The sequence below is a fragment of the Oceanobacter sp. 1_MG-2023 genome (assembly GCF_030689025.1).
Taxonomy (GTDB): Bacteria; Pseudomonadota; Gammaproteobacteria; order Pseudomonadales; family Oceanobacteraceae; genus Oceanobacter.
The window spans coordinates 15558-41071 of sequence record NZ_JAUYWA010000028.1 but is presented as its reverse complement, the minus strand read 5'-3'; the positions used below and the strand labels follow the sequence as shown (position 1 = coordinate 41071).

The following is a 25514-nucleotide window of genomic DNA, read 5'->3' as shown; positions in this document are numbered from 1 at the left end:
CCCCCCCCCCCCCCCCCCCCCCCCCCCCCCCGCCAGTGAGAGAGCAAGTGCACGAGCCCGTCCCACAGCTAGTGCCCCAGCTCTTGCCCCAGCACTTCCCCCAGCACTTCCCCCAGCACTTCCCCCAGCACTTCCCCCAAGCCATACGCCTGCCCAGGCAGACCGTCATTTGAAAAACAACAGTTACTGACACAGACGAACAAAAGACCACAAAAACTGAAAATTCACCCGATTTGGTGAAGGAAAACCGCTTTTTCTTCCCTAGTCTGCTGACGTTTTTAGAACAAGACGCGCAAATATTTTCCTTAATGCCCGAATTTTCGGCTTACGGGCCACATGAATCGCCCGATAACATGGAATAAATACAATGGAAATAAGCAAACTGATGCTAGCCATTATGGCGGCTTCAACCCTTACTCTGACCGCCTGTGGCGGCAATTCAAGCTCAGGCTCAAGTGATAACCAGGACCAAAGCCAGGATACTGACAGCGGTGATACTGACAGCGGTGATACTGACAGCGGTGATACCGACAGCGGTGATACCGACAGCGGTGATACTGACAGCGGTGATACCGACAGCCCGGTTCTGACTGGTACCGCCGCCACTGGCCTGGCCATCGACGGCACGGTCTTTGTGTATGACGCGGATGGCCGCCAGACCAATGTGATCATCGAAGACGACGGCAGCTTCAGCGTTAACGTCGACGGCATGACGCCACCATTCATGCTGGAAGCCCGTCCGGATGATACCAGCACAGCGATTCAATATTCCTTTGCTGAAGCCGCCGATATTACGGTCAACGTTACTCCTCTGACCACCCTGGCCCTGTTCCTGGCCAACGACCAGCAAAGCCTGGCCGCTCTGGTCAGCGCCTGGGATGACGAAGCAGAAAGCTTTGATGAAACCGCACTGGCAGCAGCAGAAGATGTCATTCTGGCCAACTTCGCTGACCAGTTTGAAGAGCGCGCGCTCGACCCGCAAACCTACGACCTGTTTAATAATGCCTTCCGTGCCAACCGCACCGGCTTTGATGCGGTACTGGACGATGTGCGTATCGTCTTTGATATGGATGAAGGCAGCTTTGAGGTCGATGTCGACGAGCAGGATTACGACTTCGATGAAGATGCTGAATTTGGTACCGATCCTGACACAGGTACAGACCCCGACGCTGGCAGCGGTACAGACACAGAGCCAGACACCACACCCGACAGCTTCTCATTCCCGGCCCAGGACAACCGTGCACCCAACAGCACCTCGCAAAGTGCCACGGTTACCCTGTCGGGCTTTGATGGCAGCCTGACCCTGACCGTTACCAATGGCACCCTGATTGTTAACAGCCAATCCGTCGGTGAAAGCGCCTCCGTCTCCGCTGGCGACCAGCTCGCCATCCAGCAACAAGCCCCCAACGATTTTGGCAGCACCGGCATCAGCACCATCACCCTGGGCGATTACAGTACTACCTTCGAAGTGACTACCCGGACAGCGGATACCAGCCCAGTCAGCTTTACCTTGCCCGCCGTGACCGATGTGGCACCTGCAACACAAGTCAGCACCGACCAAATCACCCTGACGGGTTTCGAAGGCCAGCTGGCGCTGGCATTTGATCAGGGTTACGTGGTCGTGAACGGTGCAATTTACAGCAGTGGTGTGATGGTGACAGCCGGTGACACGGTCTATTTCCGCCTGACCAGCAGCGGTGATTATGGTGCGACAGTCACCAGCACCATTACTCTGGGCGATTACAGCACCACTTTTGCCGTCACCACCCGCGCCATCGACAACACGCCGGACGCCATCTCATTTGACTCCCTAGTCAATGTCACTCCGGGTGAAGAGATATTCAGTAACGTTGTAACCGTCACGGGTTTTGATGAAGACGCGACGATCAGCATCACCAATGGCCAATTCCAGATCAATGGTGGTGCCTGGCTTACGTCAGGTACTATCCGCGAGGGAGATACCCTGCGTCTGCTTCAGAATGTGCCAGACAGTTTTGGCACCACAACAGACACCACGGTGACCATCAACGGCAACAGCTACACCTTCAGCACCGTTACCCGTACCGGCGATACCACACCAGACAGCTTTAATCTGGTCAATCTGAGTAATGCCGAGCCGGATACCTGCTACGAAACCGACACCGTCACCCTGAGCGGCTTCGAAGGTTCACCCGAGATCACAGTCACCCATGGTGAGTTGCGTATAAACGGCACCTTGTCTGGTACCTCAGCCACGGTCTCCGTCGGTGACCAGATCAGTGTCGTTCAGCAGTCTTCTGCCGATTTTGAAACCACGGTGGTCAGCACCGTAACCATAGGTGATTTCTCAACCAGTTTCGAAACCACCACCCGTGCCGAAAGCGCCGACGTTGATCCGTTCACCTTCGAGCAGCAAGAAGATCTTGAACCCGGTGTCGTAGCCATCAGTAACGCCGTCACCGTCAGCGGCTTTGATACACCCCAGACATTCACCCTGCGCAATGGCGTTGGCAGCCTGATCGTTAACGGTACCGATATGGGTACCTCAGCCGTGGTTGCCAGTGGTGACAGCATCCAGCTGTCCGTCACCACGTATACGAACTTTGGCTGGAACGCGAATGCGGTCGTTGAGTTCAGTAATGGCTCCGCCATGTTTATCGCCGGCACCCGTGCTGCCATTACCACACCCGATCCTTTCAGCTTTGCCTCGGTAACCGAGGTAGAACCCGGTGTCGAAGTGGTCAGCGCACCAATCTCGTTCAGCGGTCTGGAAGACTCCACCCGCATTCAGGTAACCAATGGTGTCGTCCGCTCCAGTCGCTATCCCGGCCAGGATCTGACCTCGCTGTCGGTATGGCCAAACGATACTATTACAGTGGTGCACACCAGCTCTAACCTGTACGACACGGATACGGTCACCACAGTGTCCACGCAAGAAGGTTACGGTTCGGTCAGCGCTACCTTTACCTCTACGACCCAAACCGCCGCATCCAGCCAGACAGATCCGATCATGGATCTCAGCTGGAACCTGGGTCAGGACAAGGTGAACGCCCTGGCATTGCCAGTCAATCTGGATACCAATGGCAGTGAGCTGTACCTGCTGAAAAACAGCAGCACAACCAGCAGCCTGATGAACGTCACGCCCGGCTCGGCGGATCGTGAATTGGCGACACTGCAAGCATTGAGCAGCAGCACGTACGAAGGCCTTGCGGTTGCTCTGCTGGAACAGGGAAGCACCAGCGAACAGCTTATTTTCAGCTGCGATACCGCTACCCAGCCCGCCAGGATCACCGCTCGCCTGGCCTCTGACCCAACGGCTGTTAGCAGCCTGGAACTGTCGGATACCGTCAGTGCGAATCTCGCAGGACGCGCTTCTGCCCTGCAAGAAGGCATGGCATGGAGCCTGAGCGCCTGTGATGATCTGTCGGTTGCCGATGTCAGTTACAATGCCACCGACGATACCTTCCAGATCAAACTGGGAGTCAGCGGTGCTGGCAAGATGGACACCGATGATTACCATCAGATCGCGGTGTTTGAATACAGCTATGATCTCAATGCAGCAGATGCCAGCACAGCCATGAGCAAAACCCTGGCCACGCCGCTATATCGCCTCATGTTCGGCACCCAGGAGTACAAAGCGGTGGAGCTGTCGTCCATCACTTCATACTCCTACCGCTTCTTTGCCATGTTCGAGAACAATGGCAGCGACACGTACAACTACCTGCGTATGTACTACGGTGGCGGTAGCAGTGTTGACCTGAACATCTCGCCGATCAACTACTTCACAGGCAATGACGGTAGCTGGGATGTCGCGGACATACACATATGGAAAGAGTCCGAAACGGCTTACCACCTGTACCTGACCTCGGCCACCATGGGGCTGTACGAAGTCGTCTTCGATCCTACCACCGACACCAAAACCTCAGAACGTCTCCATAACTCCGGCGACCAGCAGTTCTGTAAGGGTGCCATCACCGGTAGCATCAGCGGCAGTAACCCGACCCTCTGGTGTCACGACGCCACAGACGAAGGCAAGCTGATCGAGTTCGACCCAACGGAGTAATCCTCCTCAACCGGTAACCTGCTCTGGCAGGCTACCGGCCCTCCCAGCCCTGCCGAATCTGGCATTTAATGTGTACTGTCCATGCTTCGGTCAGCGGTATCAGTATGATGTGGATGTCGCTGTAAAATAATCACCAGCACCGTCTGGCTCCAATGACCGGACCGCGGGCTTTTTATCAACCGCCAACGGCCTGAGATATTCTGTAAACGCCATGGATACAGGAACCCAGCATGAGTAACGCCTTATCAGAGTACCTCTCAGCCCTGTTCGAAAAACTGAGCCATCTCGGGTTTGCCCACCACCCCCTCGCCGACAAAATACAATGGGAACGCCATCACCTGTTTATGCGCGAAGTCGGCCCAAGAATGGCGGCCACCCTGGTCGCCGCGGTGGTGGTTGGCCTGCTGTTCATGCAGTCCGCCAGTACCACAGAGTTGTGCACCTGGTTCGGTATGAACCTGTTGGCAGGACTGAACTCCTGGCTGATTATCCGCCACTACCATAAAACCCGTATCGGCCATCGGCCCGACCCGAACCAACAACAGCAACGGCGTTCGATCCACCGATGGCATATGGCGAACCTGTATCTGGCACTGCTATGGGGCTTCCAATGGGCGGCCTTGCCCTTGTTGTTCTTGGCCGATGCTTCACTGGTGCAAATCTTTTCGATGCTGTTGCTGGTCACCATTGTCTCCGCCACCCCGTCCATGACCATGGGGCTGTACCCGGATGTGTACATCACCTTTCTGACCCCGGTACTGGGAGCATTTGGCCTGCACCTGGCGACAATGGAGCTGGATGGCACCTGGCTGCACAAGATCATGGCACCAGCGGTATGGGTGTCCCTGGTCGGTTTCAGTTACGCCATGTTCAAAACCCAGATCCATACCTTGGCGCTCAGGCTGGAGCTAGAGCAGTCCAAACAAAAGATCGAACAGGCCAACAAGGCCAAAACCCGCTTTCTTGCTGCCGCCAGTCACGATATTCGCCAGCCTCTACAAGCGGCCTCGCTGTATTGGAGCACCATCGACCCAGCCAGGCTTGCCCCCCAGCAACAGCCACTCTTTGAGCGCCTGGGCACCAGCCTGAAAGCCACCAATGAACTGCTCAATCATTTGCTCGATGTTTCCAGACTGGATGCCGGGGTGACGCCATTACGACCGCAGGCCACCGATGTAGCCACGTTACTGGACGAACTGCGCATCGTCTTTCTGCCCTTGGCACAACGCAAAAACCTGCATCTGGATATCGAATGTGATGCTGAAGTGTCGATCTGGTGCGATCGGTCTATGACCTTCCAGATACTCAAGAATCTATTGGCCAATGCCGTGCAGTACACCCTTGATGGAGGCATTCTTGTGCGTGTTATCGCGCGCGAGCAGCAGGTGCAAATCAACGTTGAGGATACCGGTATGGGTATTTCTCTCGAGCATCAACACACCATATTTGAAGAGTTTGTACAATTGGACAACCCTGGCCGCCTTCATCAGAAAGGCCTTGGACTGGGTCTCGCCATTGTCAAACGTCTCTGTCAATTACAGCAGGTCCCACTACAGCTCGACTCCAGACAAGGACAAGGCAGCTGTTTTTCCCTGATATTCCCTCGCACCCGGCCAGCCCTCTTCAAGCCGCCAGAGGCCAACACCGAAGAAGCGCCGCATTGCCGCCTGAATGGCCTGAAAATATTGCTAGTGGATGATCAGAAAGACATTCTGGATGCTCTGTCCCTGCTGCTGGTGAGCTGGGACTGTGATGTGTGGATCGCCCAGAGCCTGGCGAACCTGAAGCAACAACTGGATCAGCCAGCATGCTTGCCTGACGTCGTCATCAGCGATGATTCATTGACAGATGATGGTAATTTTGAACAGATCCTGGCGACGTTGCGGCACCAGCTGCCTTACACTCCGGCGATTATCATAATGACCGGCAACACCACCCCACAACGGGTCAAACAGCTCACCCAGACGGGCTACCCATTACTGTATAAACCGATCGAAACCGCACAATTGAAAGCGGCCCTGCAAAACGCCGACTGTCACCAGGAGACAGACACCGCTTAAAGATATCCATGCTGGTGCGCCGCACGCAGGCACTCGATACGGTTATTCACTCCCAGCTTGTCAAACATCAGCCGAATATGTGTTTTTACCGTATTGGGACTCAGGAACAACTGCTCGGCAATCTGCTGGGTCGCATAACCCGCCTGCATCAGCGTCAGAATTGCCAACTGGCGCTCGCTGAGCAGATCCGCCGGATGAGGTGTCGATGCGGCCATCACCTCGGGAGCCAGATAACGCTCACCTTGCAGCACTCTCCGAACCGCCAGCAAGATATCGTCGGTAGACTGGTTTTTGGTGATCAGACCCGAGGCACCGGCATTCAATACCCGAGTCAGTACAGCGCCCCGACTTTCACCGGTACACACCAGTACCGCAACCTGAGTATCCTGCTGGCGAAGCTGTTGCAACAACTTCAGCCCATCGCTATCCGGCAACCCCAGGTCCAGCAATACCAGTTGCCAGGAAGATGCCAATACCTGTTCCAAACCTTGCTCAGCAGAATGAACACAACGGATTGTCGCGCTTGGCCAATGCTTACTGAACAGGCTGACCATCGCCTCGGCAAACATGCGGTGATCATCAATAATCAGGATAGAGAATGAATTACTGTTAAAGTTATACGTAAACACTGCATTTGCTCGATCAATATTCCTCTCGCATATAATGATACAGTAATCATCGGACTGCTTGGTCCGTGCGACACAGAATCCTGTTTTCGAGACCCAGTTACGCTACTCAGCCTGCTGCTTCCAAATCGACGCCCCGGCAAAACACAGTGATCAGGTCGCTATTATCTCCGGAACCAGCCATTCAACCCGATAGACAAGAATCAGATACAGGCGGCTCAGCCAGCGCTACCTTCCACCAGCTTTAATCCAACCACGCCCAGCACAATCAGGCCGATACACGCCAGCCGCAAAATGCCGCCGGGTTCGTTCATAAACAGAATACCCACCAAGGCAATAGACGCGGTACCAATACCGGCCCAGACCGCGTACGCGGTGCCCATCGGAATGGTGCGCATGGCCAGCGACAATATCGACATGCTGGCAATAATCAGCAGCACGGTAATGACCGATGGCCACAACTTTGAAAACCCGTCACTCTGTTTCAGTCCAATCGCCCATAAACATTCAAGGCCACCAGCGATCAACAAATAAATCCAACCCATTGTGTACAACTCCTGTTGTAGCCATCATTGAAAAACCAATGACCCGGCGGCGGTACAAAGCACCGCAGCCAGGTCATCAGCAGAAACATCCAGATTCAGCGCAAGACATCGAGGCCGACGGCGCCGCCCTCAAATTCCTGCACCGCATCCATCAATGCCGTCCAGAGGTAGTCACTGGAAGCGGTATCGCAAAGAATGGACATCACCGGCAAACCGTTGATTTGCTGGCGAACCATAATGGCGTTGATACGCGCGATAGAGGTTTGGGCAATGCTGCCGACGGGGAATACCGACTCACGCATATCCACCCCACTCAGCTTGGACATGATATTGGACAGGTGTTCACCGGTCAGCATCAGCCAGGCATGGGAGTCCATACAGAACAACGGATAACAATGATCCGGAGTCTCCGCACCCGTGGTCGGCAATGCCATCACGGCTGCACCCAGGTCTGCCGGGCTAGCCAGCAGCCAGTATTCTTTCTGGCTCAGGCGCAGCACGCATTCGCCATTAGCACTGCTTGCGGCAGTGTTCGGACGCGCGGGAATCGGCAGTTTGTTAGCCGCCAGCAAATCGGTGGTCGTGGTGCCACGATAGCCTGTCCGTGGCAGCATTGATAATTCCAGCACGCCGGCTTTGGCGGCCCGCTGGACATCGCCGTTATCCACTTGTGCGATCACCGACGCTCCGGCAGCAGTCTCGACCCGACGGGCACCGGCACTGCGACGGTAACAGCCACTGCGCGCCAGTTCAGCATCGGCCCATTCAACATGAGCGGAAATGTCAGTTTGATAGAGTTCAGACATGGTTCTCTCCTGTGACGGCTGTTTCACGCCACTCGGTCATTAGATTCTGGCAGCCGCTCTGAGATACGCTGCCCGCCGGTTGTTGCAGGCGTGATACCCACGCCGCTGCAACCACCATTACCCACATGTATTACCAGTGAGGCCAGCCATTACATATCCTGGCGGGCTTGCTCGGCATCGTAAAACGGCAGAGCAACCACTTCAGCAGTGACGATTTCACCGTTCACCCGAATCGGCAAACGCGCACCGACTTCACTCTGATGCACTCCGGCGTACGCCATACCTATAATGGCGCCCACCGTGGGCGAGTATTCACAGGAGGTGACGTTACCGGTGATATCGGCCTCGGTCGCCGACGTCGCCAGAACCAGGTGCCCTTCTTCCGGTTTTTTGCCCGCAGCCACCAAATTGGCCGGCAGCTTGAAGCCCACCAGTTTGCGGCTTTGTGGACGCTTCATCACGATATCCACGGCCCGACAGCCATTGAAGTACGGCTTGTTTTTACTCACCGCCCAATCCAGCCCCAGTTCTCCCGGGTGGCTCATGCCATCGGTGTCCTGACTGATGATGATATGGCCTTTTTCGAGTCGCAGCAGACGCTGGGTTTCGACCCCGAACGGCTTGATATCAAACGCGGCACCGGCCTGCATCAAGACATCCCACAGGACTTCGCCGTAACGGCTCGGAACGTGGATTTCATAGCCCAGTTCGCCAACAAAACCGACGCGCAACAGGCGGGCCGGAATGGTCTGGTCAGCCTTGCCATCAACAGGAATACGGATTTCACCTTCCCGGCACGCCAGGTAAGGAAAACCTTCCTTGCTCAGATCCAGATCGGTCAACTGCTCCAGAACCTTGCGGCTGTCTGGCCCGGCCAGGTTAACGGCCGCAAAGGCAGAAGTGACGTTGGTGATATCGACATCCAGACGCCACTGGGTATTCCAGAACGTCATCAGGCGATAAACCGCATCAACCCCGGTGGTGGTGGCTGTCACATAGAAGCAGTCGTCAGCAAAACGGCAGGCAACACCATCATCCACTACCACACCCTGATCACTGGTCAGTACCGCATAGCGGGTTTTGCCCACCGGTTGCTTGAGGAAGCCAAAAGTGTAAATCCGGTTCATCAGCTCGGCGGCATCCGGGCCGCGCAGCTCGATACCACCCAGCGTCGACACATCAATCAGACCGACATGGTTACGAACGTGCAGGGCTTCGGCTTCGATGGCGGTGTTACGGATTTTGCGGCTGCGCGGAATCAGCGGGCTGGCCGCACTGCCGCTCAACAAACTGCCTTGCGGCGGATAAAACGCTGGCCGTGCCCAGGCGCCTGCCGGAATCATTTTGGCACCCAGTTCCAGGTGACGATGATGCATGGCGGTCTGGCGATACGGATCAAAACCCCGCCCGGCCAGGTAGGCCAGTTTTTCCGGAGTCAGCGGCGGCCGGGCCGTCGTCACACCGGTTTCGGTGATGCTGCGGTTGGTCGATTGCGCGACCAGTCGGGCGGTCGGCAGTGCCGAATGACGCCCCTGGGATGGCCCCATCCCAACGGTTGAAAAGCGTTTTACCAGCTGCACATCGCGATAACCCATACGGGTGGCATTGACGATGTCCTTGCTTTGCAGGTCTTCGTCGTAATCAACAAAGTCCTTGCCTTTCGGGTGCGGGAAAATCGGCCAGTCGTAGTTAACCTTGCGACTGCATTCAACCGCTTCCGGTGCCGTTGCCAATGGCTGTCCCAATAACGCCAATGCTGTTGCAGCGGCATATTCGGCGTCCTTGATCACCGCACCAATGCTGTGCTTGCCGTTGACAGAACCGGCAATATGCAGATGTTCCGGCAGATGGCGGATCGCGAACTCGGCACGCTCTTCATCGTAGCTCAGCTGGCCACCGGCCTGGCATAACAGCTGATAGGCAGGCATATAACCCGACGACATACAGACCAGATCACAACGCAACAGATCGCCGTTATCCGCCACTTTGCCGCGACCACGAATAGCGCGAATCTCAACCGCTTCAACGTGTTCTTTACCAAAGGCTTCATACAGGGTCTGGCCAAAACGCAGGGCGATACCGGCCTGCTGGGCGCGGAAAATCAGGTTTTTGGTTTCGACCGAATCCGTGCCGGTCGGGTCATCGACGCCGCCGCGCATATCCACCAGCGCCTTGACTTCGACCCCTTGGGCCACCAGCGCCAGCGCGGTCAGATAACCATCGTCGTTGCCGGTGACGACCACGGCACTCTGGCCAGGCTTGATGGCGTAGAGTTTCATCATCCGCATGGCTGCACTGCACATCACCACACCGGGCAAGTCATTGCCACGGAACACCACATGCTGCTCGTAGCTGCCAGTGGCCATGATGCATTCTTTTGCACGGATCTTGTACAAGCGTTTGCCGTGCAGCACTGGCAGCCAGTTGTCGACAAACCAGGCGTTACAGACCGAGTCGGTCATCACCGTGATCTTATCGTGCTGCGTGACCTTGCTGATCAGCTGCTGACGCAGTGCTTCCGGGTCATCCAGATCACTGAAGTCAGCATAGGTCAGCGAGCCGCCCAGTACTGAATGTTCTTCCAGCAACAGCACCTCGACACCCGCGTCAGCGGCAGTCAGGGCGGCGGTCATGCCCGCCGGGCCAGAACCGACCACCACCACATCGTAGAAGCGGTAGGCCTTGTCGTAATATTCCGGGGTGAATTTCAGGTCAGCAATACCCAGTCCGGCTTTTTCGCGGATCTGTTTTTCCCACCAGTCCCATACACCCTTGGGCTTGTAGAACGCCCGATAGTAAAAGCCCACCGGCATAAAGCGGCCGAAGTGACCCAGAATCGCGTCCTTGTCTTTCGCCAGCGTGCCGTTGACGTTTTGACCGGTTACTTGCAAATCGTTGGCGGCCGCCATTTTGTCAGCCAGCACATTGGGCTCACCCTGGATCTGCACCAGGCTGTTGGCATCGTGCGCCGACATGGTGAGCGGGCCTCGGGCGCGGTGGTACTTGAACGAGCGCGACCACATCCAGTAGTTATTACCCAGCAAGGCGCTGCCAATGGTGTCGCCCTTGTAGCCGATAACGGGCTGTCCCTCAAAACGGAACTGGACGGTTTCACTGCGATCCAGCAGCAGCCCCATGGGCGCTGCCAGCCGTTGTGAGAGGGCAGTCGATGGTGTAGATGCAACGGAATTCATCAGCAAGTCTCCCCGTCAGGCGTTGACTCATCCGATGGCAATTCGGATGGATCGTAAGTACGTAAAATTTCATCGCTCACACGATGGCGCTCGGCGACAAACCAGTAACCCGATGGTGTGTGATACCACCATTCGCGGGCCACACCCGTGCCGTTGTAGGCGTAAAAGGTGTGTTCTGCCCAGGCCTTGTCGGGGGCAGATTCAACGCTTGGCAGCGGAGTGACTTCGCCGCCATATACAAATTCGCTGATATTGCGTGGCCCGTTTAACGGGCAGGGCATGATTTTCATATCTCACCTATGTTGCCGGACGCCTGGGGTCAGACGTCTGACGCCGATTAGTTCTGTGTTATGGCGACTGTGTTTTATCCACAATCTGATGCGTGATGCGCACCCTGCAAGCGGTTTCCGGTTGGCCGATACCAGGTATTAGCCAACCGCGTTATCTTCATTATCAGAGGCGCAACCGGCACTGAATTGGCTGTTTTACCGAAAGACAGGATCATCTTGCCCTTCGGCGGCAGCTGAATTAAAAACACGTGCGTTGTACGCCATCTAACAGTGGTTAGTGTGAGGCAGCGGTGGCGCCCATTTCGTTCACCTGGCGGAATTCGCTGAAACGCTCAACGCCAAACGGTTTGATCAGGTCAGGAACCTTGCCGCCACTGGCGACCAGTTCGGCCATGGTCTTGCCGCAAATCGGGGTGGACTTGAAGCCCCAGGTGCCCCAACCGGCATCGAGGTAGTAGTTCTTGACCGGGCTCAACCCCATGATCGGGCTGTAGTCTGAGGTCATGTCCGTCAGTCCGGCCCACTGTCGCATCAGCTTGAGATTGGCCATAAAAGGAAACAGCTCGACAGCGTGTGCCAGCAGCTGCTCTTTCAGTTCCAGACTGGAACGGGTGTTATAGAGCGGGTACGGATCCGATCCACCACCAAAGACCAGTTCGCCACGACCGGTTTGCTGGACGTAGCAGTGGAAAGCTGGAGAGCTGACCAATGGATTGAGGAAAGGCTTGACCGGCTGGGTCACCATCGCTTGCAGCGGGTAAGACACAATCGGTAACCGGAAACCGGCTTTTTCGGCCAGCAAGGAGCTGTGCCCTGCAACGGCCTGTACCGCACAGCCACACTCAATGATCTGCTCAGCGCTGCCCTGCTTGACCTTGACGCCGGTGACGGTACCCGAAGCGTCATCCACGATGACATCGGTGACTTCGGTCAGCTGATGCAATTCGACGCCACGCTGGGTGGCACCCTTGGCGTAGCCCCAGGCCACGGCATCGTGACGGGCGGTCGCGCCATCCATATGCCACAAGCCCCCCAGCACCGGTTGGTGCCCGGGGTTCATGTTCAGCGTAGGCACCAGCTCACGGATCTGTTGTGGATCAATCAGCTCGGTCTTGCCGCCAAAGTGTTTGTTGACTTCGGTACGCTGGCGAAAGCCACGAATAGCCGAGTCGGTGTGTGCCAACGTCAACTGACCCCGCTTGGAGTACATGATGTTGAAGTTGAATTCGTTCGATAATTCCTGGAACAGTTTTACCGACTCACTGTAAAACCTCACCCCGTCGGAGGTGAGGTAGTTGGAACGGATCACCGCTGTGTTACGGGCGGTGTTCCCTCCCCCCAGATAGCCTTTTTCCAGCACGGCTACATTGGTAATGCCATGGTATTTGGCCAGGTAATAAGCCGTGGCAACACCATGCCCGCCGCCACCGATAATTACCACGTCGTAACGACGCTTGAGGGCAGTCGGTGCAGGCAAATCCGCGTCTTTTTCAAACGGATAATCGTTGTTCAGCCCGTATTTAAGAAGTGCAAAAGGCATGGCCTTGCTCCCGTTTACTAGAGTTCGTCAGACATCAGGCGTCTGGCGGCTGTCAGGGTGTTTTTCATCAGGCAGGCAATGGTCATTGGGCCAACACCACCTGGAACCGGCGTAATGGCAGCAGCCACCGGTTCAACCGCGGCGTAGTCGACATCCCCTACCAGCTTGCGCTGGCCGTTACGCTCAATCACGTTGATACCGACATCGATCACGGTCGCGCCAGGCTTGACCCAGTCGGCACCGATCATTTCCGGGCGACCCACTGCCGCAACCAGAATATCGGCCTGCTGCGCCAGCGCTTGTGGATTGTTGGTGCGTGAATGCACCACCGTCACCGTGCAGTTGGCTTGCAACAGCAGTGCAGCCATCGGCTTGCCAACAATGTTGGAACGGCCGACCACAACCGCGTGCTTGCCACTGAGATCGTCACCCAGCACTTTCCCGATCATGATCATGCAGCCCTGTGGCGTACAGGGAACCAGAGATTCCTTGCCCACACTGAGTGCACCGACGTTGACCGGGTGAAACCCGTCAACGTCTTTTTCCGGGCTGATCGCAGCAATAATCTGCTCTTCATCCAGATGGGCCGGCAATGGCAGCTGTACCAGAATACCGTGTACCGCCGGGTCCACATTCAATGCGGCCACCAGCTGGTTCAGGGTTTCCTGGGTGGTATCGATCGGCAGACGATGCTCGATCGAGTTCAGTCCGGATTCGGTCGCACGGGCAATCTTGTTGCGCACATAGACCTGACTGGCCGGGTCTTCCCCGACCAGCACCACGGCCAGACCAGGCTTGATGCCGTAGTCTTCAAGAAAGGCCGCCGCATCCGTGGCGACCTCGTCCAGCACTTGCGCCGAGATAACTTTTCCGTCGATTCGAGTAGCCATGTTGTGCTCCTATTTGAAAACGACAGTTTTGTTACCATCAACAAACACACGGTGTTCGGTGTGCAGTTTGACAGCACGGGCCAGAGCGACGGTTTCGGTATCCCGTCCAGCGGCAGTCAGCTTTTCCGGGCCCATGGTGTGATCCACTGGCTGTACGGATTGCTCGATGATCGGGCCTTCGTCCAGATCGGAGGTTACATAGTGCGCAGTCGCACCAATCAGTTTCACACCCCGGTCATAAGCCTGGTAATACGGCCGTGCACCCTTGAAGCCGGGCAGGAACGAGTGGTGAATATTGATCGCTTTACCGGCCAGCTCCGCACACAGGGTGTTGGACAGGATTTGCATGTAACGGGCAAGTACTACCAGCTCGGTGTTGGTTTCGTTGACGATGTCGATCAGCGCCTGTTCTTGCTGCGGCTTGTTCTCTTTCGTCACTGGCAGGTGAATAAAGCGAATGCCTTCGCGTTCTGCCATTGGTCGCAAATCCTGGTGATTGGAAACCACAGCGGTGATTTCCATATTCAGCTCACCCTTGTTTTTGCGGTACAGCAAATCGCTCAGACAGTGGTCAGCCTTGGACACCATGATCAGCGTCCTGATTGGTGAACACACACTGTTCAGGCTCCAGGTCATGCCAAAACGCTCGGCCACTTCAGCAAAACCGGTTCTTACGGCATCGCACTGATCATCGCCTTCAAAGTGAAAACGAGTGCGCATGAAGAAGTTACCGCTGTCCTGGTCATCGAACTGGGACTGCTCGCTGAGATAGCAGCCATTGCCGGACAAAAAGCTGGAAACTGCAGCGACAATGCCACTACCCGCCGGGCAGGTGGTTTTTAGTACGTATTCAATTTTTTCGTTGTTACGAGGCATGGTTCTGCTCCTCTGTTGGCTTGTATCAGTCATGGCTTTTATGGAGTTTCAAGCCGCACAAAGCCTGCGAAATCAGTCGCTTCGCTGATCAATTCAATGGTTGTATTCACACAGCTGCGCGCGGCAGCCCGGAGTATATCCGAGCCTGACGCTGCGGGTTGTGTTGGTACGCGCGGTGACTACCCGATACCGCTGCGTACCAGCTCGCCGCTAGCGGCGATGCGCCCTGTTGTCGGTGCGCTCAATCAGTCGAACCAGACCAGCCGGGTTGGGTAATCAGGCTGGTGATGGCCTTAGTAGCCTTGTCCAGGAATCCAGCTGGTACCAGCCAGTGGCACCCGTGCCATGGCGGCAGATTCTACCGTCAGGGCAACCAGATCTTCTGGCTCCAGGTTACGCAGATCGCTTTTACCGCAAGCACGTGCCAGGGTCTGGGCTTCCAGCGTCAGCACGCGCAGGTAGTTAGCCAGACGATGACCGGCAGTAGCCGGATCCAGACGCTTCATCAGCTCAGGGTCCTGGGTAGAAATACCGGCAGGGTCTTTACCTTCGTGATAGTCGTCGTAATAACCCGCTGCAGAACCGATTTTCTTGAACTCTTCGTCCCACTTCGGATGGTTACAACCCAGGGCAATCAGAGCCGCAGTACCAATCGCCACCGCATCGGCACCCAGTGCCATACACTTGGCGACGTCGGCACCGTTACGGATACCACCGGAAACAATCAGCTGTACCTTGCGGTGCATGCCCATTTCCTGCAGTGCCTGTACGGCTTGCGGAATCGCGGCCATGGTCGGAATACCCACGTGTTCGATAAACACTTCCTGAGTCGCCGCCGTACCACCTTGCATGCCGTCGACCACGATCACATCGGCACCGGCTTTAACAGCCAGTTTGACGTCGTAGTAAGTCCGGGTTGCTCCGACCTTGATGTAGATCGGCACTTGCCAGTCGGTGATTTCACGCAGTTCCAGAATCTTGATGGCCAGATCGTCCGGGCCAGTCCAGTCCGGGTGGCGACAGGCGGAACGCTGATCCACGCCCATCGGCAAGGTACGCATTTTCGCAACACGATCGGTAATTTTCTGACCCAGCAACATACCGCCGCCGCCAGGCTTGGCGCCCTGGCCCAATACCACTTCGATGGCATCGGCTTTACGCAGGTCGTCCGGGTTCATGCCGTAACGGGAAGGCAGGTACTGATACACCAGTTTGGTGGACTGACCGCGCTCTTCCGGTGTCATGCCGCCGTCACCGGTCGTGGTGGTGGTACCGACTTCAGAAGCACCCCGTCCCAACGCTTCCTTGGCATTGGCAGACAGTGCGCCAAAGCTCATGCCGGCGATGGTGACCGGTGTTTCAATCACGATCGGCTTCTTGGCATAACGGGTGCCCAGTGTGACCTGGGTGTTGCACTTCTCGCGGTAGCCTTCCAGCGGGTAGCGGGACATGCTGGCACCGAGGAACAACAGGTCATCAAAATGCGGCAATTTGCGCTTGGCACCAAAACCACGGATATCGTAGATACCGGTGTCTGCTGCGCGGCGGATTTCCTGCATAGTCAACGCGTCAAACGTCGCAGACTCACGCAGTCCAGGGTTCACTTTCAGATCTTTATCGCTCATATCACTCTCTCCTGGCTGCGTGATCAGTAGGCACTGACGTTATCGACTTTAAAGTTATACAACTGACGGGCTGAGCCGTAGCGCTTGAAGCTGGCCGGATCTTCATCGATCCCGGCACGGTTGAGCAAATCGGTCAGGTAATCGAGATGTTCCTGACGCATTTCTTTCTCAATGCAGTCGGCTCCCAGAGACGCCACGCTGCCTTTGACAAAGATTTTGGTTTCGTACAATGAATCACCCAGGGCATCCCCGGCATCACCACAAACAACCAGTGCACCGGCCTGACCCATAAAGCAGCTCATGTGACCCACACTGCCTTTGACGACGATTTCCACACCTTTCATGGAGATACCACAACGGGCACCGGCGTTGCCTTCAATCACCAGCATGCCACCGTGGGCGGTTGCGCCAGCGGATTGGGAAGCTTCACCCTTGACCCGGACGGAACCGGACATCATGTTTTCTGCTACGCCCTGCCCGACATTGCCGTGTACCACGACGTGGGCTTTCTTGTTCATGCCGGCACAGTAATAGCCAGCATGGCCTTCAATATCCACACTCAGCGCCTGGTCGAGACCACAGACCAGATTGTGATCGCCCTTGGCGCCGGTGATTTTCCATTCGCGTTCGGTGCATTCAACCGCCTGTTCATGCAGCGCCTGATTGATATCGCGCAGCGAGGTGGTGGCCAGATCAAATGTTTTCATATGAGATTCCTCGTATTTGCCGTTGGCAGCTCGCGTGCTCAGGCACGTTCCCAGACATAAATTTTGGCCGCTTCCGGCTCCCAGACCTTGGCGTTCTCGATGCCAGGCAGTGTCGTCAGTGCCTGATACTCAGACGCCATGGCAACGTAGTCTTCGGTCTCGGCCAGGACGGCAGGCTTGCAAGCGATCGGATCGCGGGTAACCGCAAAACCGTTACGTGTTCCGATGGTGAAGGTGAAGAAACCATCAAGATCCTTCATCGCGTTTTCCAGCGCCTGATTGAGGGTGTCGCCCAGTTGCAGGCGGCGCGTCAGATAGCCAGCGGCCACTTCCGAGTCGTTTTCAGTTTCAAAGCGGATACCTTCACGCTCCAGTTCCAGACGCAGACGGTTGTGGTTAGACAGCGAACCGTTGTGTACCAGACACAAATCTTCACCGGTTGAGAACGGGTGCGAACCAGCCATGGTGACGGCAGATTCAGTTGCCATACGGGTGTGCCCGATGATGTGTGTACCCTTCATGCCTTTCAGGTTGAAGGTTTCGGTAATCACTTCTGGCAGACCCACTTCTTTCAGAATTTCGATCGAGTGACCGGCGCTGAGGATCAGCACTTCCGGTGCGTGTTGCTCAACAAAGGCAGTCGCAGTGGCGGCATCCGTGTGCATCTTGAAGACAGCAACCGTAGCATTCTGGAACCAGCTGACTTCAGCATTCAGTTCTGCACGAGCGGCTTCAGCCAGCGCTTCCCAGTCGTAATTGACATCTTCGTGACGCAGGGTCAACTTGATGCCATCGGCGACTTCGTCACCGTAAATAGCAAAGCCGGCACTGTCCGGACCACGATCGGTCATCGCGATCAGCATGGGTTCAAACAGGGCACCGAGCTGGCTCTCCAGCGCCGGATTTTTCAGATACAGACCTACGATTCCACACATCGCGCTATCCTCGTTAATTCACAGTCGTTTGTTCGTTTGATTCGCTTCGTTATGCCTGTTGCAGCACAAGCGAAGCCGTTCCGCTGCTGCCAAACACAGCAGCGGCACATAAAAAATGGGGTATAACGGCTGGTGCGCCCCAGGCGCACCGAGCTAGTTCAGGCTCAGAAGAATTCGCCGTAGCGCTGTACTTCCCAGTCGGAAACGTGGCGACAGTAGTCGATCCACTCTTCGCGTTTGAGGCGGACAAACTCAGCCATCACTTCTTTGCCGATGGCATCCGTCAGCACCGTGTCTTTTTCCAGTTCATCAATGGCTTCGCCCAGGGTTTGCGGCAGGATTTCGACGCCTTCAGCTTTGCGTTCTGCTTCGCTCAGGGCATACATATTGATGTTTTTCGGATCACCGGCTTCCAGCTCACGTTCGATTCCGTCCATACCCGCAGCAATCAGTGCCGCGTGTACCAGGTACGGGTTACAACCTGAATCTGGCAGGCGGAATTCCAGGCGGCCGTAAGGCACACGAACCATGGCGGAACGGTTGTTGTCGCCGTAGCAGATATACGCTGGTGCCCAGGTTGAACCGGAAGCCGATCCACCAACAACCAGACGCTTGTAAGAGTTCACGGTAGGAGCGGCGATAGCACACAACGCCTTGGCGTGATGCAGCAGGCCAGCGGTGAAGTGGTAAGCCATTTTCGACAGACCCATGCCGTGCTTGTCGCTGTCATCACCAAACAGGTTCTTGCCGCTTTCATCACAAATCGACAGATGGAAATGCATGCCGTTACCGGTGCGGTCTGCTGATGGTTTTGGCATAAAGGAACAGACCATGCCGAGGTCGTTGGCAATTTCACCGGCCGCCATACGGACGAAGGTAAAACGGTCAGCCGAAGTCAGTGCGTCGCTGTAGGTGTAGTTGATTTCGAACTGGCCATTGGCGTCTTCATGGTCGATCTGATACACGTCCATGCCAACCGCTTGCAGGCTCTCAACCAGGGTTTCCAGAAATTCACGTGAACGCGACAGGCCCTTGTAGTCGTAGCACGGCTTGGTCAGCGTATCGGTATCATCCACTGGGCCGAGAGAACCGTCGGCGTTACGTTTGAACAGATAGAACTCAGGCTCCAGACCCGTGTTCAGAGTCCAGCCTTTGTCATCCAGACGCTTGAGCTGGTTTTTCAGTACCACGCGGCTGTCGTGGGAGTACGGCGCGTTGTTCACGTAACCGTCACAGGCAATACGGGCATACCCTGGCTGCCAGGGTACGGTGGTCAGGCTGGCCAGGTCACCACGTGCCAGGAAATCCGGGCCATGTGGTTCCATGCCCATTCCCCAGACAGCAAAGCCGGCAAAACCAGCCCCTTTTTCAACAACGTCCATCAAGCAATTGGCGGGCACAGACTTGGTCTTGGCCACACCGTGGATATCAACAAACTGGGCCAGAACGTATCGAATATCATTTTCCGACATGAAAGCTTCGATTTCGGCGGCGGATGGGGTCGCGGACAACATACACTTGCTCCTGATTCCGAGGTCAGCTTCTCGCCGAACCTTTGTTTCTCTTTGGGAAAATTACTTTCCTAAAGTGAATGCAACCCCTATGCCACATAATTTCCCAAGGGGAATATTTTTTTCATATTGAACCGAAAGCCCCGATTTACCTATAGTTAGTTAATAAATTTTCCCACAGAGAAACCCGTCTGGTTCGTCGATCAGGGCTGAATAGACTGAAATAAAGCACCGCTAGAGTGCGTCCATTCATTCTTACGCACCAAGAGGGTTCATCTACAGCACCGGTGGAGCATCAGGACATGGAAGAAAACGACACACGTTTTAATCTGGACCAGTACATTGCCATGAAAGTCAAAAAGGCCAGATTGGAAGAAGGCCTGAAAATTACCGATGTGGCGCGAATTTCTGGCATCAGCCAGGGTATGGTCAGCAAAATCGAGAACGCCCAGGTCTCCACCAGCCTGGAAACCCTCAGCCGCCTGTGCACCGCCATCGGCTTGCCTATCTCCAAACTGTTCAGCGATTACGACCGCCCGGACGGCGGCGCACACTTCACACCGTCTGGCGAAGGTCTGGAAGTTGTTCGCCGTGGCACCGACAAAGGCCACACCTACCAGCTATTAACCTATCAGCGGGGTGGCAAACGTAACTTTGAACCCTTCCTGATTACCATGGATGATCTGTCGGAGGTGTTCCCGACCTTCTCCCACCCCGGCGAAGAATTTATTTACCTGCTAAAAGGACAGCTGGTGTACCGCCACGGCAACCACTTGTATGAAATGGGCCCCGGCGACAGCCTGACCTTTGATGCGGAAACGCCTCACGGCCCCGAGAAACTGATCGAAGTACCGCTGCAGCTGCTATCGATTATTAACTACGTCGAAGAGTAAAGACCGGCTCCCCTCTCAAGCGTCACCCTGAACCTGATTCAGGAGCCAGACGGTTGCGAGTCCGAGCCGGTGGATTCCGGGCACGCCCGGAAAGATATGGCAAAACAGAAGAGATATTCCAGATCAGCCCAGGATTACCGCACCCGTGGCGGGTAATCCTGTACAGCCAGAATACTTAACGAGACACCAACGCCAGTTCAGCATCGCTGTTCAATACCGTCCACCACTGATTACCATCGGCATCGTAACCGACCAAAGGCTCTCCAGAGCAGGCAGCATCACGGGCGGGTGCCGTGACGGCGTAGCTTTCCAGCCACAATCCCTGGTAAATACAGTCAGCCGATGTCAATGCTTCCCAGCCGGTATCGGTTTTGCTCGCCAGCACAACGTCGTCGCCCGACAGCGAGTCCGTCGCGGTCATTGCTACGCCATAGCTATCCGCCACTGCAGTGCCCATGTCCCAGCTCTGGGTTGCGGTAGCCGGCAAGACCACAGCACTTTTTGCGGCACCAGACGGTGATGACAGATCCAGACCCGCATCGGCTTCGATGTCTTTCTCAGCACCGTAGGCACTTTGGTATATGCCGGTCTGGTTCTGAGTGCCGCTGACAATCAGGATATCGGAGCGGGTGTCAGAGGTTTTCCCTGTCCAGCTGAGCGTGACGTGTTCTTTCAGGTCAATGGTGGTGCCAGGGATCAGCAGCAGGTTTTCTTCTTCATCCGGAATCGCCCGGGCGGCGCTGTTAAGGTTGGGTGTCCAGCTTTCGTGGTACACATACATCCACTGGTAGGCCAGACGAGTCAGATCCATCAGGGTTTCGGCGCGACTGAAGCCCGGGGTGTATTCCATATCGCGGGTACGGGTGTCGGTGCGGTTAAAGGTGTCGTTGGAACCACCAATCAGTTGCGCCACGGTGCCGTCATCCGCAATACAGATATCGCTCAGGTAGTCGGTCTGGAACACCAGGACCGGACGGGTATCTTCTGGCACAGACGTCGGGTAAATCACGTTGTCACAGCGGTTGGTAGTACGACTGAAACCATCCAGCATTTTCCAGTCGGCACTGAAAGCCTGGTCGGCGTCGTTGCTGCTGGCGGTATGCTCGGAATAGTAGGACTGGTAGTCCACCCGGTCATTGTCGAATGCCAGCCAGCTGGAGTTAACGTCAAAGCCGGTGGCACCGTTGCTCAGTGTGTTGTTCTTCTGCGAGATCACCATCTGGATCAGCTCACGTTCGCCATAGCGGTATTCGTAACCCTTGTACGAAGCATTACCGGCCATGATCTGGGTGTAGGCATTCATGCGGTAGTTTCCACCTTCCGGGGTGGAGCCGGATGAGGTGGTGGTCAAGGCGGTTTGGGCGGTAATCAGGGAGCGCTGGTACTGATGTTCGTGTCCCTGAACATAAATCACATCATGCTGGGAGAAGTAGTCCCGGATGTCTTCCTGAACGCTGTAAACCCAGTCGTCGTCTTTGGTGCCTTCCACGATTTGTTCACGGGTCTGGCCATATTTAGCGCCGACCAGACCGTCGTGGCTGGCAACAACAATGTGATCGATCTGATCTTCGTTGGATTCGATCACGTCCTGAATCCACGAGAAGGCAATTGGCAGGTTGTAGTACGCCAGGCCCACGATCAGTACGTTTTCACGGATCACGTAGTAGTTGATCCATTCAAAGCCTGGCATATGGACGGCGTCTTCCGGGATGTAATCCCGCATGGTTTTGATCCACTCTACGGTATAGGCGTAGCTGGTTTCGTGGTTGCCCATCACTGGCAGGAATTCGATGCCCTGATCTTTATAAGACTCCGCCACGGATGTCCATTCTGCCCATTCAACGGTGGTGCCCTTGTCGGTCAGGTCACCCAGTGCAATCACCATATCCACACCGGCATCGGCCTGGTGCGACAAGACTTCGCGCATCGGGTGCATGGCCACGTGAGACTGGCCTTCGCTATCGCTACCACCTTGAGTATCAGGCAACAGGCCTATTTTATAGGGCTGGTATGCACTTTCCGATGGTGACGAGTTGTCATCGTCTGACCCACAAGCAACGAGACCACTGGCAGTGACTGCCGCGATGGCCACCGATAAAACGGAACGGGTCATACTCTGATAACGCATCTTGCTACCTCTCTGATCATTCTGATAATAATTTTCGGAGAGGCAGTATCAGCAGGGAACAAGACAGATTGCTGACACTTGCAGTAATAATTCATGACAATATTTTACAGTTTGCCAGGAACTTGGAATAAGGCAGGCTGCGCCTGGTCTCCTGATGCCGTCCGAGTGGTGACTTCAGTCACCCTGTCCCAGCACCTCGACCAACACGTTCACCAGCGCCTGGGCTGCCACCGACAGTTCGTGGCCTTTTTTCACCAGAATGCCCACTTCCCGGCCAATGGTTGGATCTTGCAGCGGCACACACACCGCCCCCATTTCCTCCATTTGTTGCCGACACAAGGAAGGCACGGCGCTGACTCCCAGACCACAGGCCACCATGCGGCCAACCGTGGCCAGCTGATGGGCATCGTAAGCAACATTTAATGCCATGCCCTGTGCTGCCAGGCGACTTTCCAACATCAGGCGCACAATCGACGGCCGTTGCAGGGCAATAAAGTCTTCCAGCAGCAAACGCGCCCAGGACAGCCGTCCAGCTACCGGCAGGGATCTCAGAATGGTTGAATCCGGTGGCAAGACCGCCACCAGTTCGTCATCAAACAGAGGTAAAAAAACCAGATCGGGCGCACCTTCCGGGCTTAACGACACCCCGACTTCTATACGGCCGGAGCGCACCATGCTGACGACCTGCTCCGCCACCACGTCATGTACTTCGACACGGATATCGGCAAAGCGCTGACGATACACTTTGAGTGCATTCGGCAGCAGGCTGGCGGCAAAAGACGGCATTGCCGCGACCGCAACCTGTCCCAGTTGCAGGGCAAAACGTTTTTGTAACTGTTCTTCGGCGTTATCCCAATCGGCCATCAACCGCTGGGCAATCGGCAGTAACGCCTGACCTTCCGGTGTTAATGCGACAGAACGGGTAGTACGGCTAAGCAAACGCCCACCCAACGACTCTTCGAGGCTCTTGATCGCCAGACTCAATGCCGGTTGCGACAGATGCACCAGGGTGCTGGCTTCGGCAAAGCTGAGGGTGCGGGCAACGGCGAGAAAAGCACGTAGCTGTTTTGCGGTCATGGCAGTCCTCCGACGGTATGGCACCATCATAACCGCCGCCGCTATCGTGCTGCTATCCGCCAATCGATGGGCACTGGCAAACCATCACCAGACCCATCCATCGCCAGACCCATCCATCGCCAAGCAGACAGGCACAATCAGCTCATGATGTTCTGCTCAACCCAGACGGCGACCTGCAGCAAGGCATCATCCTGGCGGGCACGACCGACCAGTTGCAGGCCCAGAGGCAAGTGATCGCCATCGGTTTCACCCGGTATCGAAATCACGGGGAATCCCATGGCCTGCCAAGGGCGACTCATATGTGGCGCACCGGTCTTATCAAGACCCAACGGCGCAACGCCAGGCGCGGCCGGGGCCAGAATGGCATCGGCTTCCGCACAGGTTGACCACAGCCAGTGACGGCTGGTCTCAACCGCATCCAGCGAAGCCAGATAATCTTCACGCGGCATCGCCAGACCATCCTTGATCAGTGCCTGCAATGGCTGACTGAGCAACTCGGCTTGTTGTGACTCCATCACCAGGTTACGACACACTTCCCAGGCCATGATCCGGCTGTGATGCATCACCATTTGTTGCAGCAGGGTTCCTGCTTCCAGCCAGGTCACTTCAACCCCGGCCGCTTGCAAGCGCTCGGCCACCTGCTGCAAGGCGGTGTTCATATCGGCGTCGGTGTCACCCACATTGTCGCCGGCACACATCACTATCCGGCGCGGTTTGACGGCGGCGGGTAATTCCGCTGCTGGCAGTCGTAACAAGACGGCCCGCAGCAGTTGAATATCTTCGACATGACGGGCAAACAGACCCAGTGAATCCAGCGACTGCGCCAGAGGCTGACCACCCCGCAGCGAGAATTCTCCCCGACTGCCGACATAACCCACCGCGCCACAATAGGCCGCCGGACGAATCACGGAAGCGGCGGTTTGGGAACCCAGCGCCATCGGCACCATCTCGTCAGCCACGGCAGCAGCAGAACCACTGGAAGAGCCACCCGGGGTACGATCCAGAGCGTGGGGGTTACAGGTTTTACCAGGGCGGAAATAAGCAAATTCGGTGGTGACGGTTTTGCCCAGCACCATGCCTCCGGCAGCTTTCACCAGTGCCACACAGCTGGCATCTTCGATCGGTTGGCGTCCGGCGTGAATCGCAGAACCCATTTCAGTGGGCATATCGGCGGTATCAATAATATCCTTGATACCGACCGGCAGACCTTTTAACAGGCTCTGCTCATAAAACGCTTGCTGGTCATGGTATTGCTGCAAATAGTCGGCACGGGACAAGTGGCATTCCCAGGCCCCGACCTTGTCTTCCCGGGCGTCAATACGGTCGAAGCAGGCATTGATCACATCGACAGCGGTGCATTCGCCGGCCTCGATACGGCGTAATGTCTCGGCCAGTCCGGCTCTGTTCAGGGGATTGCTTGCGTTCATCGATGCTCTACCTCGGGCGTTGAATCAGGTTAATGAGTCCATGGTACAACGCCAAATAAAAAATATTCAATTGAACATTCAAGTATTTGACCACATCGATAACTGAATATGGCCCATTGATAAACGAGGTCTTAACGAGGTCTTGATGCAGAACGATCGACTACCGTCGAGATCCGCCAAAGAAAGTCATACCAGAAAATTACAAAAAAAACCCGCCTCTCGGCGGGTAAAACTTGCGGGCTTGAAACTCGGTGTGGATACAGTCTGAGCTGTCATCCATGTGGCGTCTGGCTCACGGCCAGACATACCGGTAATGGAATAAGGACGATCATCCAGCGGTCA

Annotated in this window: 18 protein-coding genes; 3 read left to right on the top strand and 15 right to left on the bottom strand. The window is 55.8% G+C overall.

Annotated elements, in window-relative coordinates:
* Positions 1 to 367: 367 nt before the first annotated feature.
* Together Q8W22_RS14885 and Q8W22_RS14880 are read left to right on the top strand one after the other, a co-directional pair.
* The gene (locus tag Q8W22_RS14885; RefSeq protein WP_305452875.1) at positions 368 to 4042 is read left to right on the top strand and encodes a hypothetical protein; all 3675 of its coding nucleotides are present in this window, start codon (positions 368 to 370) and stop codon (positions 4040 to 4042) included.
* A 230-nt stretch (positions 4043 to 4272) separates the two neighbouring features.
* Complete coding sequence (locus Q8W22_RS14880; protein ID WP_305452874.1) at positions 4273 to 6102, top strand: hybrid sensor histidine kinase/response regulator; 1830 nt, start codon at positions 4273 to 4275, stop codon at positions 6100 to 6102.
* Here Q8W22_RS14880 and Q8W22_RS14875 read toward each other — a convergent pair.
* The 12 genes from Q8W22_RS14875 to glnT all read right to left on the bottom strand — a co-directional run bounded on the left by Q8W22_RS14875 (position 6099) and on the right by glnT (position 19650).
* Positions 6099 to 6731 carry a response regulator transcription factor gene (locus Q8W22_RS14875; RefSeq protein WP_303432861.1) on the bottom strand — a complete coding sequence of 211 codons (633 nt, stop codon included), beginning with the start codon at positions 6729 to 6731 and terminating at the stop codon, positions 6099 to 6101. The two genes, Q8W22_RS14880 and Q8W22_RS14875, sit on opposite strands and share 4 nt — an antisense overlap.
* 215 nt (positions 6732 to 6946) lie before the next feature.
* Positions 6947 to 7273, bottom strand: coding sequence for a multidrug efflux SMR transporter (locus Q8W22_RS14870; RefSeq protein ID WP_303432860.1), 327 nt, complete (start codon positions 7271 to 7273; stop codon positions 6947 to 6949).
* A gap of 95 nt (positions 7274 to 7368) precedes the next feature.
* Complete coding sequence (locus Q8W22_RS14865) at positions 7369 to 8079, bottom strand: hypothetical protein (RefSeq protein ID WP_305452873.1); 711 nt, start codon at positions 8077 to 8079, stop codon at positions 7369 to 7371.
* Positions 8080 to 8228: 149 nt separating this feature from the next.
* A complete protein-coding gene (locus Q8W22_RS14860; protein ID WP_305414327.1) occupies positions 8229 to 11273 on the bottom strand; it encodes a 2Fe-2S iron-sulfur cluster-binding protein in 3045 nt (1014 codons plus the stop codon).
* Complete coding sequence (locus tag Q8W22_RS14855; protein WP_303432857.1) at positions 11273 to 11563, bottom strand: sarcosine oxidase subunit delta; 291 nt, start codon at positions 11561 to 11563, stop codon at positions 11273 to 11275. Before Q8W22_RS14855 ends, Q8W22_RS14860 begins: the two co-directional genes overlap by 1 nt.
* A gap of 274 nt (positions 11564 to 11837) precedes the next feature.
* A complete protein-coding gene (locus Q8W22_RS14850) occupies positions 11838 to 13103 on the bottom strand; it encodes an FAD-dependent oxidoreductase (protein WP_305414330.1) in 1266 nt (421 codons plus the stop codon).
* Between the two features lie 17 nt (positions 13104 to 13120).
* Complete coding sequence (locus Q8W22_RS14845) at positions 13121 to 13993, bottom strand: bifunctional 5,10-methylenetetrahydrofolate dehydrogenase/5,10-methenyltetrahydrofolate cyclohydrolase (protein WP_303432855.1); 873 nt, start codon at positions 13991 to 13993, stop codon at positions 13121 to 13123.
* A 9-nt stretch (positions 13994 to 14002) separates the two neighbouring features.
* On the bottom strand, positions 14003 to 14869 hold the full coding sequence (purU, locus tag Q8W22_RS14840) for a formyltetrahydrofolate deformylase (protein ID WP_305414331.1): 867 nt from the start codon (positions 14867 to 14869) through the stop codon (positions 14003 to 14005).
* A gap of 293 nt (positions 14870 to 15162) precedes the next feature.
* Positions 15163 to 16494, bottom strand: a complete 1332-nt coding sequence (locus Q8W22_RS14835; RefSeq protein ID WP_305452872.1) for an FMN-binding glutamate synthase family protein — start codon at positions 16492 to 16494, stop codon at positions 15163 to 15165.
* 23 nt (positions 16495 to 16517) lie between these two features.
* On the bottom strand, positions 16518 to 17201 hold the full coding sequence (locus Q8W22_RS14830; protein ID WP_303432852.1) for a protein glxC: 684 nt from the start codon (positions 17199 to 17201) through the stop codon (positions 16518 to 16520).
* Between the two features lie 38 nt (positions 17202 to 17239).
* Positions 17240 to 18136 carry a glutamine amidotransferase family protein gene (locus Q8W22_RS14825; protein WP_303432851.1) on the bottom strand — a complete coding sequence of 299 codons (897 nt, stop codon included), beginning with the start codon at positions 18134 to 18136 and terminating at the stop codon, positions 17240 to 17242.
* Positions 18137 to 18300: 164 nt separating this feature from the next.
* Positions 18301 to 19650: a type III glutamate--ammonia ligase gene (glnT, locus tag Q8W22_RS14820; protein WP_303432850.1), complete on the bottom strand. Its 1350-nt coding sequence runs from the start codon at positions 19648 to 19650 to the stop codon at positions 18301 to 18303.
* Between the two features lie 299 nt (positions 19651 to 19949).
* On the opposite strand from glnT, the gene Q8W22_RS14815 reads away from it, so the two are divergent.
* Positions 19950 to 20540, top strand: coding sequence for an XRE family transcriptional regulator (locus tag Q8W22_RS14815; protein ID WP_303432849.1), 591 nt, complete (start codon positions 19950 to 19952; stop codon positions 20538 to 20540).
* A 175-nt stretch (positions 20541 to 20715) separates the two neighbouring features.
* On the opposite strand, the gene Q8W22_RS14810 is transcribed toward Q8W22_RS14815, so the two are convergent.
* From Q8W22_RS14810 to Q8W22_RS14800, 3 genes are all read right to left on the bottom strand, one after another.
* Positions 20716 to 22668 (bottom strand): metallophosphoesterase, encoded by a 1953-nt coding sequence (locus tag Q8W22_RS14810; protein ID WP_305452871.1) that lies wholly within the window; start codon positions 22666 to 22668, stop codon positions 20716 to 20718.
* A 174-nt stretch (positions 22669 to 22842) separates the two neighbouring features.
* Positions 22843 to 23745 (bottom strand): LysR family transcriptional regulator, encoded by a 903-nt coding sequence (locus tag Q8W22_RS14805; protein WP_303432847.1) that lies wholly within the window; start codon positions 23743 to 23745, stop codon positions 22843 to 22845.
* 137 nt (positions 23746 to 23882) lie between these two features.
* Positions 23883 to 25172, bottom strand: a complete 1290-nt coding sequence (locus Q8W22_RS14800) for an amidase (RefSeq protein WP_305452865.1) — start codon at positions 25170 to 25172, stop codon at positions 23883 to 23885.
* Between the last annotated feature and the right edge of the window lie 342 nt (positions 25173 to 25514).